Source organism: Pseudoblastomonas marina (assembly GCF_014641655.1).
Classification (GTDB): Bacteria; Pseudomonadota; Alphaproteobacteria; order Sphingomonadales; family Sphingomonadaceae; genus Alteriqipengyuania_A; species Alteriqipengyuania_A marina.
The window spans coordinates 1,846,011-1,859,283 of sequence record NZ_BMID01000001.1; the positions used below are offsets into that span (position 1 = coordinate 1,846,011).

11 protein-coding genes are annotated in these 13,273 nt (G+C 67.6%); all 11 read right to left on the reverse strand.

What is annotated here, in order from left to right:
- Positions 1 to 21 precede the first annotated feature (21 nt).
- The 11 genes from ftsA to IEW49_RS09140 all read right to left on the reverse strand — a co-directional run bounded on the left by ftsA (position 22) and on the right by IEW49_RS09140 (position 13,271).
- Positions 22 to 1,287: a cell division protein FtsA gene (gene ftsA, locus IEW49_RS09090; RefSeq protein ID WP_188642371.1), complete on the reverse strand. Its 1,266-nt coding sequence runs from the start codon at positions 1,285 to 1,287 to the stop codon at positions 22 to 24.
- On the reverse strand, positions 1,287 to 2,189 hold the full coding sequence (locus IEW49_RS09095) for a cell division protein FtsQ/DivIB (RefSeq protein ID WP_188642372.1): 903 nt from the start codon (positions 2,187 to 2,189) through the stop codon (positions 1,287 to 1,289). The genes ftsA and IEW49_RS09095 overlap by 1 nt, the downstream gene beginning before the upstream one ends.
- On the reverse strand, positions 2,182 to 3,156 hold the full coding sequence (locus tag IEW49_RS09100) for a D-alanine--D-alanine ligase (protein WP_188642373.1): 975 nt from the start codon (positions 3,154 to 3,156) through the stop codon (positions 2,182 to 2,184). The genes IEW49_RS09095 and IEW49_RS09100 overlap by 8 nt, the downstream gene beginning before the upstream one ends.
- Positions 3,153 to 4,049 (reverse strand): UDP-N-acetylmuramate dehydrogenase, encoded by an 897-nt coding sequence (murB, locus tag IEW49_RS09105; protein ID WP_188643165.1) that lies wholly within the window; start codon positions 4,047 to 4,049, stop codon positions 3,153 to 3,155. Before murB ends, IEW49_RS09100 begins: the two co-directional genes overlap by 4 nt.
- 68 nt (positions 4,050 to 4,117) lie before the next feature.
- Positions 4,118 to 5,575 carry a UDP-N-acetylmuramate--L-alanine ligase gene (murC, locus tag IEW49_RS09110; RefSeq protein ID WP_373282500.1) on the reverse strand — a complete coding sequence of 486 codons (1,458 nt, stop codon included), beginning with the start codon at positions 5,573 to 5,575 and terminating at the stop codon, positions 4,118 to 4,120.
- Complete coding sequence (murG, locus tag IEW49_RS09115) at positions 5,572 to 6,747, reverse strand: undecaprenyldiphospho-muramoylpentapeptide beta-N-acetylglucosaminyltransferase (protein WP_188642374.1); 1,176 nt, start codon at positions 6,745 to 6,747, stop codon at positions 5,572 to 5,574. The genes murC and murG overlap by 4 nt, the downstream gene beginning before the upstream one ends.
- The gene (locus tag IEW49_RS09120; RefSeq protein WP_188643167.1) at positions 6,744 to 7,940 is read right to left on the reverse strand and encodes an FtsW/RodA/SpoVE family cell cycle protein; all 1,197 of its coding nucleotides are present in this window, start codon (positions 7,938 to 7,940) and stop codon (positions 6,744 to 6,746) included. Before IEW49_RS09120 ends, murG begins: the two co-directional genes overlap by 4 nt.
- A 5-nt stretch (positions 7,941 to 7,945) precedes the next feature.
- Positions 7,946 to 9,280, reverse strand: a complete 1,335-nt coding sequence (gene murD / locus IEW49_RS09125) for a UDP-N-acetylmuramoyl-L-alanine--D-glutamate ligase (protein ID WP_188642375.1) — start codon at positions 9,278 to 9,280, stop codon at positions 7,946 to 7,948.
- The gene (mraY, locus tag IEW49_RS09130; protein WP_188642376.1) at positions 9,277 to 10,347 is read right to left on the reverse strand and encodes a phospho-N-acetylmuramoyl-pentapeptide-transferase; all 1,071 of its coding nucleotides are present in this window, start codon (positions 10,345 to 10,347) and stop codon (positions 9,277 to 9,279) included. Before mraY ends, murD begins: the two co-directional genes overlap by 4 nt.
- Positions 10,348 to 10,350: 3 nt before the next feature.
- Entirely contained in the window at positions 10,351 to 11,817 is a 1,467-nt protein-coding gene (locus IEW49_RS09135; RefSeq protein ID WP_188642377.1) for a UDP-N-acetylmuramoyl-tripeptide--D-alanyl-D-alanine ligase, read from the reverse strand.
- The gene (locus tag IEW49_RS09140) at positions 11,814 to 13,271 is read right to left on the reverse strand and encodes a UDP-N-acetylmuramoyl-L-alanyl-D-glutamate--2,6-diaminopimelate ligase (RefSeq protein WP_188642378.1); all 1,458 of its coding nucleotides are present in this window, start codon (positions 13,269 to 13,271) and stop codon (positions 11,814 to 11,816) included. The genes IEW49_RS09135 and IEW49_RS09140 overlap by 4 nt, the downstream gene beginning before the upstream one ends.
- Positions 13,272 to 13,273: the final 2 nt, after the last annotated feature.

Consider the following 13,273-nt stretch of genomic DNA (forward strand, 5'->3'; position numbering starts at 1 on the left):
TGTCTCAAGCAGGGGAATCGCCTAGAATCCGTCCTTCATGATGCGCCAGATGCGTTTCGCCATGCCCAGCGGGCCGCTGCCCCCGCTGCTTTCGCCGCCTCCGCGCAGGGCCCGAAGGTCCATCGGCGGGTTCGCGGCATGGAGGGCGAGGCCCGCGAGCGTCGCGAATCCGGGCCCCGAATGCGCTTCCGCCATGCCGCGCACGAAGCCCGGCTTGCCCAGTCGAACGGGGCGTCCCAGCGCGCCCTGCATGTAATCGGCGATCCCCGCCAGTTCCGAACCGCCGCCGGTGAGCACGATCTGCCGACCCGCCCCGGCATTGCCGCCCATGCGCTTCAGTGCGGCCCCGACATCGGCGGTGAAACGCGCCAATTCCTGCCCGACGACGGCAACGAGATCGGCGCGGGCGATGGTGCCGGCCTCCTCGCCCGCGTCGCCTTCGGCCTCGAGCCCGACGATCGGCAGCATTTCCTTGTGGTCGGCGAGCGAGGCGAGCGCCGAACCGTGGACGCATTTCAACCGCTCGGCCTGCCCGCGGCGAATGCCGAAGCTTGAGGCGATCGCCTCGGTCATGTCGGCCGAGCCCCAGGTGATGGTCTGCAGGCCGACCGGCTTTCCGCGCGAAAACAACGCGATGGTGGTCACTTCTCCGCCGAATTCGACCAGCGCGCAGCCGAGGTCGAGCTCCTCCTCGGTAAGACAGGCCTGCGCCGCGGCGATCGGCGAGGCGACGATCCCGGCTACGTCGTAATGCGCATTCTGGACGACTTCGCGCATGTTGCGGATCGGCGCCGGATCGGCGAGCACGGCGTGGACGTGGACGCCGAGCTGCTCGGCATGCATGCCGACCGGGTCGAGCACGCCCTGCGCGTCGTCCATCGTGTAGAGCGCCGGCTGGGCGTGGAGCAGCTGACCGCGATCGCGCCCGATCCGCTCGCGCGCGAGCAGCAGCAGCGTCTCGACGTCCTCGCCCTCGACCCGGCGTCCGCCGATCTCGCACTCGGCGGGCACGATCTCGCTGCGCAGGCCGGCACCCGAACACCCAACCCAGACCTCGCGCACGCTGCGCTCGGCGATCTGTTCGGCGCGGTCGATCACGTGGCGCACGGCGGCGCTCGCGGCGTTCATGTCGACCACGTAGCCGCGGCGAAACCCGTCGGCCTTGCGGTGATGCGCGCCGAGCACGGTCACCTCGCCGCCCTCGCCGACCTGCGCGACGAGCGCCGAAACGCGGAAACTGCCGAGATTGACCGCGCCGATCACGCGGCCCGGTTTGGGCGCGGCCATTATTCCTCTTTCTCCTCGAGCGCACGCTCGGCGCGGCCGGGTTCGCGCAGGTAGATGCGTGGCGGGTTGCGCATGTCGAAACTGGTCGCCTTGCCCCCCAACAGGCGGTTGCGCCCGTCGAGCTGGGCGAATTCGATCAGCGCGGTCGAGGCGGGTCGCTCGCCCTCGGGCAGCGCGAGCACCTGCCCGGTCTTGAAATGGACGTTCCAGCGACGATTGCCGATCCATTCGGCCTCGGCGATCTGCGGGCGCAGCGCAGGCGCGGATTGCAGCAGGCGTTCGAGCGGCTGGATCCGCTCAGCCGAGCCCGCCCCGGCGAGGATCAGGTAATCCTCCGCCTCCTTGCGGCTCACGACATCGAGTTCACGTCCTTCGCTGTCGACCAGCACCAACCGGTCGGCCTTGCGGAGGACCGCGACCGGTTCTCGTTCGACGATATCGACCACCAGCGTATCGGGCAGCTGGCGCGACACGCGCGCATCCTCGACCCAGGGGAGGGTCAGCAGGTCTTCGCGCAGCATGTCGAGATCGACCAGCGGCAATGCGCGCTGCTCGAGATCGAGCACCCGGTCGTAGACGCGCCGCTCGTTGAGGTTGTCGGTTCCGCGCACGTCGACCCGGATCACTTCGAACCCGGCGTCGTGGGCGATGACCGCGACCTGGTGGCGCGCCATGGTCGGAACACCCGCCGCGACCGCGACGGTCCAGGCCAGCGCCAGCCCGCCGGCGATGATCAGCGCCGCGAACACGCCCTGCCATTGTTTCTGGCTGAGCGGGATCGCGCCCAGTGCGGTATCGAGCACCGAGGCCGATTTCCTGCGCGCCGCGCTCGCCTTGGCGCGCGTGTTCTTGCGCCGCGCCGTGGTGCGCGCGGGTGTAGCCTTGCGCTTGACCCTAGCCATCGGCCCGCTCCACCTCCGCCGACTGGCGGCTCCAGGCTTCGGCGAGGATCGCCTCGACCAGTTCCTCGTAGGAGATGCCGCAATGCCGCGCCTGTTCGGGCACGAGGCTCAAAGGCGTCATGCCCGGCTGGGTGTTGGTTTCGAGCACGAACAGACCGTCTTCGCCCTGCTCGTCGTCCCAACGGAAATCGGTGCGGCTGGTGCCGCGACAGGCCAGCAGGCGATGCGCGGAAAGCGCGTGCGCCTTGCAAAGTTCGGCGATCCGCTCGGGGATTTCGGCGGGGCAGACGTGCTCGGTCAGCCCGTCGGTGTACTTGGCATCGAAATCGTAGAAGCCCGCCTTGGGCTTCAACTCGGTCACGGTGAGCGCGCGCGCTTCCGTGCCATCGTCGAGCACCGCGACGGTGAGTTCGCGCCCGCGAATGAACGGCTCGGCGAGCAGTTCGCGGAAATCCTGCCACGGACCCTTCGCATCACGCGCGATCGGATTGCCGTAATTGCTTTCGTCGGTGACGATCGCCACGCCGACCGAGCTGCCCTCGTTCACCGGCTTGAGGACGTAGGGGCGCGGCAGCGGATCGCGCTCGTGCACCTCGGCGCTCTTGACGATGCGCCCGCCGGGCATCGGAATGCCGTGCGGTACCAGCGCCTGCTTGGTCAGCTGCTTGTCGATCGCGATGACCGAGGCGGCGAGACCCGCGTGGGTATAGGGGATGCCCATCAGGTCGAGCATGCCCTGCACGCTGCCATCCTCGCCCGGCACGCCGTGAAGCGCGTTGAAGACGACATCGGGTGCGGCCTCGGCTATGCGCGCCGCGACCTGCCGATCCATGTCGATCCGCGTGACCGTGTGCCCATTGGCTTCGAGCGCCTTGGCGACGCCCTCCCCGCTCATCAGCGACACCGGGCGCTCGTTCGCCCAGCCGCCCATCAGGACGGCGACGTGGAGACGGGGCAGATCAGTCATGGCCGCCCCACGCGCTGGATTTCCCATTCGAGGTCGACGCCGCTGTCGGCGCGCACGCGGCGGCGGACTTCCTCGCCCAGCCCCTCGATATCGGCACTGGTCGCATCGCCGGTATTGATCAGGAAATTGGTGTGTTTTTCGCTCACCTGCGCTCCGCCCATGGTCAGGCCCCGACAACCGGCGGCGTCGACATATTGCCACGCCTTCCCGCCTTCGGGGTTCTTGAAGGTCGAACCGCCGGTCTTGGTCCGCAGCGGCTGCGATTGCTCGCGCGCTTCGGCGATCCGGTCCATTTCCGCGCCGATCTCCTCGGGATCGCCCGGCTCGCCCCTGAAGCGGGCAGAAACGACCACCGCGCCGTCGGGCAGTTCGGAATGGCGATAGGAATAGCGCAGCGCCTCGGCCGGAAGGACCATGCTGTCGCCATTGCGCATCACCACGGTGCAATCGACCAGCACGTCGGCCACTTCGCGGCCATAGGCGCCGCCGTTCATTCGCACGAAACCGCCAACCGTGCCGGGGATGCCGCGCATGAACTCGAGCCCCGCAATCCCCGCATCGCGGGCCGAGGATGCGGCGAGGATACCGGGCGTACCGCCGCCCGCCCTGACCACGTTGCCGTCCTCGATCTCGCAGCCCGAAAACGGCTTGCCGAGGCGGATCACCACGCCGGGGACCCCGCCGTCGCGCACGATCAGGTTCGAGCCAAGCCCGAGCGGCATCACCGGCACGGCTGGGTCGAGCCGCGAGAGGAAGGTGCGGAGGTCATCGAGGTCAGCGGGTTCGAACAGCCAGTCGGCCGTGCCGCCGCTCTTGAACCAGACCAGCTTGGCAAGCGGCGCACATTTGGTCAGCGAGCCGCGTGCCGCGCTTTCGGGCACGCGCGCGACCATCGCCTCGTCGCTCGTGCAATCGGGGGCGTCGTTCGAGCATTCGCCTTTCCAGTCGTCGGGCTGATCGATCACTTGTCTTTTCGCTCCTCGATCGCGTCCGCCAGCCCGGCAGCGATCCTGGTGATGTCTCCGGCGCCGAGGCAGACCACGAGGTCGCCCGCGCGCACTTCCTCGGCCAGTCGGGTCGCGAGCGCCTCTTCGTCGGCGACTTCCTCGGCCGCCCGCGCACCGCGATCGCGCAAGCCAGCGACCAGCGCGGCGGCGTCGACGCCCTCGATCGGGTCCTCGCCCGCCTCGTAGACTGGGGTCACGAACACCATGTCGGCATCGTTGAAGGCGCCCTGGAAATCTCCCATCAGGTCGCGCAGGCGGGTGTAGCGGTGGGGCTGGCACACCGCAATCACGCGTCCGCCCTCGCCCGCCGCGGCGACGTTCTCGCGGGCGGCGGAAAGGACGGCCCGGATCTCGACCGGGTGATGGCCGTAATCGTCGATCACCGTCGCACTGCCGCCCTCGCAGGCCACCTCGCCGACCTTGGTAAAGCGTCGCTTGACCCCGCCGAACTGGTCGAAGCCGTTGCAGATATATTCGTCCGCACAGCCCATCTCGGCGGCCACGGCGACCGCGGCGATCGCGTTCTGGACATTGTGCCGCCCCGACATGGGCAGGTCGATATCGCTGATCGTGCGCTCGCTGCCATCGCGGTCTCGGATCACCACGTCGAAGCGATTGCCGGTCGCGGTCGGGCGGATGTTCTGGCCGCGCACATCGGCCTGCGCGGAGAAACCGTAGGTCACCACGCGGCGATCGCGCACCATCGGAATGATGTTCTGGACCTCGGGATGGTCGACGCACAGCATCGCCGCTCCGTAGAACGGGACGTTCTCGATGAACTCGACGAACGCCTTCTTGACCGCATCGAAGCCGCCGTAGTGATCGAGGTGCTCGGGATCGATATTGGTGACGACCGCGATCGTCCCGTCGAGCCGCAGGAAGCTGCCGTCACTCTCGTCGGCTTCGACAACCATCCAGTCGCTATCGCCGAGCCGGGCGTTCGAGCCGTACTGGTTGATGATCCCGCCATTGATCACGGTCGGGTCGACCCCGCCCGCATCGAGCAGCGCGGCGATCATGCTGGTGGTCGTGGTCTTGCCGTGGGTGCCCGCGACGGCGACCGTGCGCTTCAGGCGCATCAGCTCGGCGAGCATTTCGGCGCGGCGGACCACGGGGATACGCTTCTCCAGCGCGGCGGCGACTTCGGGATTGGTGCGCTTCACCGCGGTCGAAGTCACCACCACCGCCGCATCGCCCAGATTGTCGGGCGAATGGCCGATCGCGACGGGGATTCCCGCATCGCGCAACGAGACCACACGCGCGCTCTCGGCGATGTCCGAGCCCTGTACGCTGTAGCCGAGATTGTGCATGACCTCGGCGATGCCCGACATGCCGATCCCGCCGATCCCGACGAAATGGATCGTGCCGATATCGCGCATGCCGCCCATCGGCAAATTGCCCGCGCCGCTCATGCCCCCGCTCCCTGCATTTCGCCCGAAACCTCTCTTTCGGTGCTGTCTCCCATGCGGATCACGTCCATCAACGGCGCACCGCCGAACCCCTCGACGAGGTCGGCAAGCTTCTGTGCGGCCTTGGGATGGCCGCAATTCCACGCGGCATGGGCGGCGTTGGCCAGCGCATCGGGGCGTTCGGCCAGCGCCTTGATCTGTTTGGCCAGCTCCTTGGCAACGAAATTTTCCTGCCGGATCGCGCGCGCCCCGCCAGCCTTGACCATTTCGCGTGCATTGACGGCCTGGTGGTCGTCGGTCGCGATCGGCAGCGGGACAAGGATCGCCGGTCGCCCCACCGTGGTGAGTTCGGCGATGGTCGAGGCGCCCGCACGCCCGATAAACAGGTGCGCGCGCGCCAGCCGCTCGTGCATGTCCTCGAAGAACGTGCCGAGCTCCGCCGGAATCTCGTGGCTGGCATAGCGTTCGCGCACCGCCTCGATATCTTCGGGGCGACATTGCTGGACCACCTGCAACCGGCTGCGGAGCGCATTGGGAAGCATGGCCAGGCCATCGGGCACGACCTCGGACAGGATTCGCGCACCCTGGCTGCCGCCGGTCACCAGCACACGCAGCAGGCTGTCTTCGGACACCGGGGGAAACGGTTCGTCGCGCAGCGCGAGCACTTCCTTGCGCACCGGGTTGCCGGTCAGTTCGACCTTGTAGCGATGCTTGTCGTCGAGCCGCCGGGTCTCCCGGTAGCTGGTCGCGATCGCATCGACCCCGCCCGCGAGCAGGCGATTGACGCGGCCGAGCACGGCGTTCTGTTCGTGCAGCACCGCCGGGACCTTCGCCTTGCGCGCAGCCAGCAGGGTCGGGAGCGAGGGATAGCCTCCGAACCCGACCACCGCGGTGGGTTCGAAGCTTTCGAACAGCCTCAGCGCCATCTTGCGCCCTGCCAGAACCGCGCGAATCCCCTTGATGAGCTGGATCGGGTTCTTCGAGAAGCGCCCGGCGGGGACGACATGCGTTTCGAGATAATCGGGCTTGCCCGGGATCGCGTCGCCGCGTTCGTCGGTGACCAGCGCGACGTGATGGCCGCGCGCATGCAATTCGTCGGCGAGCGCGAAGGCGGGAATCAAATGTCCCCCGGTCCCCCCGGCGGCGAGAACGAAATGGCGGTTGGCGGTGGTCAAGCGTCGTCTCCCCGATCGGCCCATAGCGGCCCTTCGCGGCTCAGATAGGGATTTCGCCGCGTGAGTGCGAGCAACATTCCGAGCGCCAGGAAAAGCGCGATGGTCGAGGAGCCGCCATAGGAAATCAGCGGCAGCGTCATCCCCTTGGAAGGGAACAGCTGGAGGTTGACGAGGATGTTGATGAAGGCCTGACCCCCGACCAGCGCGACCAGCCCGGTCGATGCGAGCACCGCGAACAGGTCCTCCTCGTCGGCCACGCGCGAGAGGATCCGGATCACGAGCGCAAGATAGACCAGGATGACGATGCCGCAGGTCACCAGCCCGAATTCCTCGCCGATCACCGAGAAGATATAGTCGGTATGCGCTTCGGGCAGCGCCATCTTGCGTTCGCCCATGAACGGCCCGGTGCCGAGCCAGCCGCCCGCCCGGAGCGTGCGCGCGGCAAGATCGACCTGGTCGAACTCGGTCCCGCCGGAGAAAAAGGCGAGGATGCGGTTCCGCCCGTTCTCGTAAAGCAGGAGAACGAGCGCCAGCGCACCCAAGGCTGCGCCGCCGAACATCGCGAAGCGCTGGAACGGTACGCCCGAAACGAGAATCAACACGCCGAGTACGCCGCCGAACAACACCGTCGAGCCGAAATCGGGCTGCATCATCAGCAGCGCCGCGATCAGCCCGAAATAGGCGACCGCCAATCCGACCACAGGAATGCCGGGATCTTTCAGGCGCCAGCTCAGCACCCAGGCGAGCGCGACCGCGAAGGCGGGCTTGAGGAACTCGGCCGGCTGGACGCCCATGCCGAGCCGGATCCAGCGCTGCGCCCCGTTGACTTCGTATCCGGCGATCGGGACCAGCAGCAGCAGGCCGGTAAACCCCGCCGCCGCGAGCAGCGCACCGCGCCGCACGTCGCGCTTGGATTGCATCGAAACGAAGATCATCGCCGCGAAGCCGACCACCAGCCAGCGCAGGTGGAGATAGAGAAAGTGCAGCGGATCGAGCCGTTCGCTCGCAGTGGACAGGTCCGCCGCGGTCGCGGGCGATGCCACCGCCACCGCCGCGATCCCGATCCCGGCGAGCGCGACGATCAATCCGAGCAGGAACTTGTCGACTTCTCGCCACCAGACGGCGAGTTCCTCGATCCGCGAACGAGGGCGGGCGACCGGCAGCTTTCCGCGCTGGGGGCTGAGCGACGACATCTCGGTCACAACGCGACCTCCGAATGGTCTTCGATCAGCGCCGTCACGATCTGGCGGAAGGCATCGCCGCGCGCTTCGTAGTCGCGGAACTGGTCGAAGCTTGCACAGGCAGGTGCGAGCAGAACCACATCGCCCTCATCCGCCGCCGCCATCGCCGCACGCACCGCGTCGCCGAGCATTTCGGAACGCGTCACATCGGTATGGGACGCGAGCAGCTCGGCGAAACGAGGGCCGGCATCGCCGATCGTGTACGCCGCCTTCACGTAGCCGAAATACTGTTCGCATTCATCGAGCCGGTCGCCCTTTGGCAGGCCGCCGCATATCCAGTGGATTCGCGGCGCAGGATCGGGCGGAAAGGCGGCGAGCGCGGGTGCGGCACTGGCCGGATTGGTCGCCTTGCTGTCATTGACGAAAGTCACGCCGCGATGCTCGGCGACCCGTTCCATCCGATGCGGCAGGCCGGGAAATGTCTTGAGCGCCGGAAGCCACTGTTCGGGTGTCAGGCCGACGATCTCGCAGATCGCCACCGCGACCGCGACGTTCTGGAGGTTGTGCGGTCCCTGCAGCGAGGGCCAGTCATGCTGCAAATGCGCCAGCCCGGCTCCCTCGACCTCGTGCACCAGCGCCTCGCCGCGGCGCGCCCGCTCGCGCACGGCCACCGCACACGTCTGCGCATCGCCCATTCCGAACACAGCGTGGCGATCGGCGTCCTGCATCGCGAACAGTCGTGCCTTGGCGCCTGCATAATCGGCAAAATCGGCATAACGATCGAGATGGTCGGGCGTGATGTTGAGCAAGGCCGCGACGTCGCACGACAGCGTCTGCGTGATATCGATCTGGTAGCTCGACAATTCGAGCACGTAGACCCCGTGCGCGGGGAGCGCATCCTCGCCGAGGATCGGCTTGCCGATATTGCCACCCATCAGGCTCGGCACGCCCGCCTGTTCGAACAGGTGGTGGACCAGCGCGGTGGTGGTCGACTTGCCGTTGGTCCCGGTAATCCCGACGACGCGGTGCGGCGGAAGCTCGTCGCGCATCTGCGCAAACAGCTCGATATCGCCGATCAGCGGCACGTTCGCGCGTTGGGCCGCGGCGACGATCGGGTGGCGGTTGAGCGGCACGCCGGGCGAGACGACCACGCCGTCGAACCCCTTGAGGTCGATCATGAGCGGATCGGCGAGCGTGACCCCGTCGGGCACCTGCTGGCGCGGTTCCTCGCGGCTGTCCCAGGCGGTCACCTCGGCCCCGCTGTCGACCAGCATTTGCACGGTTGCGCGACCCGAGCGCGCAAGCCCGAGCACGGCGTAGCGCTTGCTTGCGAAGGCGCGATCCGCCTTCACCGGAGTTTCAGCGTGGACAGGCCGATCAGTGCGAGGACGATGGCGACGATCCAGAAGCGGATCACGACCGTGCTCTCGCTCCAGCCCATCTGCTCGTAATGGTGGTGGATCGGCGCCATGCGGAACACGCGCTTGCCGGTGCGCTTGAACCAGAAGACCTGGACGATCACCGACACGGCCTCGAGCACGAACAGCCCGCCGACGATGCCGAGCACGATCTCGTGATGGCTCGCGACCGCGATTGCGCCGAGCGCGCCGCCCAAAGCGAGGCTACCGGTATCGCCCATGAAGACCGCGGCAGGTGGGGCGTTGAACCACAGGAAGGCGAGCCCCGCCCCCATGATCCCCGCGCACAGAATCGCGAGCTCGCCCGCGCCCTCGACATAGGGGATGCCGAGATATTCGGCATAGTCGACGCGGCCGGCGAGATAGGCGATTACCGCGAAGGCGCCCGCAGCGATGATGACCGGCATGGTGGCGAGGCCATCGAGCCCGTCGGTGAGGTTCACGGCATTGCCCGCCCCCACGATCACCACCGCGGCGAAGACGTAATAAAGTGGCCCGAGCGGGACATAGGTACTCGGCAGGAACGGAATGTAGAGATTGGTGTCGATCTTGCTCACGATCAGCCACACCGCGATACCGGCAATGATGAATTCCAGCAGGAGTCGCACCTTGCCGGAAACCCCTGCATGATGGCTCTTCGTTACCTTGTCGAAGTCGTCCATGAAGCCGATCAGGCCGAAGCCCAGCGTGACCGCGAGGCAGGCCCACACGAACGGGTTGGCGAGATCCATCCATAGCAGCATCGACACGGTCAGGCTGATCAGGATCATCAGCCCGCCCATCGTCGGCGTGCCCTTCTTGGCGAGGTGGCTCTGCGGCCCGTCGTCGCGGATCGGCTGGCCCTTGCCCTGCCGCACGCGCAACATGGCGATGAATTTCGGCCCGATGATCAGGCCGATGATCAGCGCGGTGAACAGCGTCGCGCCGGCGCGGAACGTCTGGTAACGGATAAGATTGGCAGCGCCGGGAAAATCGAACCACTCGGCGAGTAAGAAAAGCATCTGTCAGTCCCCATCGGCCGGCGCATCGACCAGGTCGGCGACCAGCGCGGCCAGGCCGACCGAATTCGAGCCTTTCACCAGCACCGCGTCGCGATTGGCGAGACCGATTTCGTCGAGCGCCGCCTGCGCCGCGGAAGCATCGTCGCAATGGGTGAAGCGGGGCATTTTGCCAAGGTCGGAGACCTCGCCTGTCCCCAGCCGTTCGGCCAACGGCCGCATCGCTGGCCCGACCAGGATCGCCTGGTCTACCTGTGCGGAGAGGATCGGCTCGAGTAACTCGGCGTGGAACCGGTCCGAATGATCGCCCAACTCGCCCATTGCGCCGAGCACCGCGATCCGGCGGTCTGCGTCGACCGCACCGAGCAGCGCGAGCGCGGAGCGCATCGAGGTCGGATTTGCGTTGTAGCTTTCGTCGATCAGCAGCGCTTCGCCGCCTTCGACCGGGAGGACGTGCCGCTCGCCGCGCCCCGGCAGTCCCTGCAGTTCGGCGAGCGCGAGACCCGCCGCACCGAGATCGGCGCCCAGCGCATCGCAGGCCGCGATCACCGCCAGCGCGTTGGAGACCCAGTGTCGCCCCGGATTGCCGATCGTGAAGCACAGTCGTCGGTCGCGCACCTGGACCGTCAGGAGCGACCCGCCATCGCGCGTCGTCACGCTTTCGAGGAGCTTGATGTCAGCGGCGCTCTCGAGACCGAAGGTGGTCACGCTGGCTCCGACCGCTTGCGCCGCCCCGGCGAGCAATTCGGCATGCGGACTGTCGGCGGGGACAATCGCGATCCCGCCCGGTTCGAGCCCTTCGAAGATTTCCGCCTTGGCGCGCGCGATGTTTTCCTCGCTGCCCAGGTTCTCGATATGCGCGGGGGCGATCGCGGTGACCAGCGCGACATGCGGCCGCACCTGCGTGGTCAGCGCGGCGATCTCTCCCGCATGGTTCATACCCATTTCGTAGACGCCGTAATGGCTTCGCGCGGGCGTGCGCGCGAGCGAGAGCGGGACGCCGGTGTGGTTGTTGTAGCTCTTGACCGAAGCATGTGCCGCCCCGCGGCTGGCGCGGTCGAGCGCGGCGAACAACGCCTCCTTGGTCGAGGTCTTGCCGACCGAACCGGTGACGCCGACGACCTGCATGTCCGCTCGCGCACGCGCCGCGGCACCAAGCGCCTCGAGCGCGGCCTGCGTATCGTCCACCAGCACGTGAGGTCCGTCGACCGGTTTAGAGACGAGCACGCCCGCCGCGCCGCGTTCGAACGCGCCCGCGACGAATCGATGGCCATCCATTGCCGCGCCCTTGAGCGCGACGAACAGGTCGCCCTCACCCACGTCGCGGCTGTCGATCTCCACGCCGGACACCTGGAAGCTGCCATGCGCGGTGCCGCCGGTGGCCGAGGCAATCGCGTCGGCATCCCACAGCGCGAGCGGGAGGTCGTCGGACGGCTGTTCGGGCCAGTCGAGGATCGCCGGGTGCGCCATCATCCCTCCGCCGCACATTCGCGCGCCACGTCGACATCGTCGAATGCGAGGACGCGTGCGTCCTTGCCCGCGCCGACCACCTGGCCCTGTTCGTGTCCCTTGCCCGCGATCAGCACGATATCGCCGCGCGTTGCCTCGCGGATCGCGGTGCAGATCGCATCGCGCCGGTCGCCGATCTCGCGCGCCTGCGGAGCGCCCTCCATAATCGCGGCCCGGATGCTCGCCGGGTCCTCGCCGCGCGGATTGTCGTCGGTCACGATGACCTGGTCGGCGGCCTTCGCCGCGACTTCACCCATCGGACCGCGCTTGCCCTGGTCGCGATCGCCGCCCGCGCCGAACACGACCGTCAACCGCCCCTTGCAGTGCGGTCGCAACGCCGCGATCGCGGCTTCTAGTGCATCGGGCGTGTGGGCATAGTCGACATAGGCGGGCGCGCCCGAGCGGCTGATCACCGCACGCTGGAGCCGCCCGGCGACCGGTTGCAACCTTGCCACCCCATCGAACACCTGCGCCGGCTTTCCGCCAGTGGCGAGTGCGAGCCCCGCTGCGGTCAGCGCGTTCGCGGCCTGGTAGGCGCCGATCAACGGCAGCGCGATCTTCCGTTCGGTCCCGTCGTGCCGGACGACGATTTCCTGCCCGAGCTCGGTCGGTGCCTGCGACACGAGCACGATGTCTTCGCCCTGCTCGCCGACGGTCATGACCTTCACACCGCGCGCCTTCGCGCGCGCGATCACCTCGGCCGATTTGGGATCGTCGGCCCAGATCACCGCCGTACCATCGGGATCGAGGACCTTTTCGACGAGCCGCATCTTGGCCTCGAAATAGTCTTCCATCGTGGCGTGGTAATCGAGGTGATCGCGACTGAAATTGGTGAACGCCGCCGCCTTCACCGGCACGCCCTCGTTGCGATATTGCGACAGGCCATGGCTGGAGGCCTCGTAGGCAACGTGGGTCGTTCCCTCGCGCGCGAGTCCGCGCAGGTTCGACAGGAAGGTCACGATGTCGGGGGTGGTCAGCCCGGTCGAAACGCTTTCGTCGGGAGTCGTGACGCCCAGCGTGCCGATCGAGGCCGCGCGTTCGCCCGCCATGCGCCACAATTGGCGCGTCATCTCGGCGGTCGAGGTCTTGCCGTTTGTCCCGGTTACCGCGACGATCGTCTCGGGGAACGGCCGGAAGAACGCCCCGGCAAGCCGGGCGAACAGGCGACGCGGCTTGTCGTCGGCGAAGTGGAGCGCGCCTTCGACCTTGGCCTCGGGCCGCGCGATCACCCCGATCGCGCCGCTCTCGATCGCCTGCGGGATGAAGTCCTCGCCATTGACCGTGTAGCCCTGGAACGCGCCGAACACGGTGCCCGGCGCGACCTTGCGATGGTCGATCGCGAAGGCATTGACCTCGGCATCGTCCGCACCATCCGGAAATTCGATTCCGGCGCGTTCGCACAGACGGCTGATACGCATGG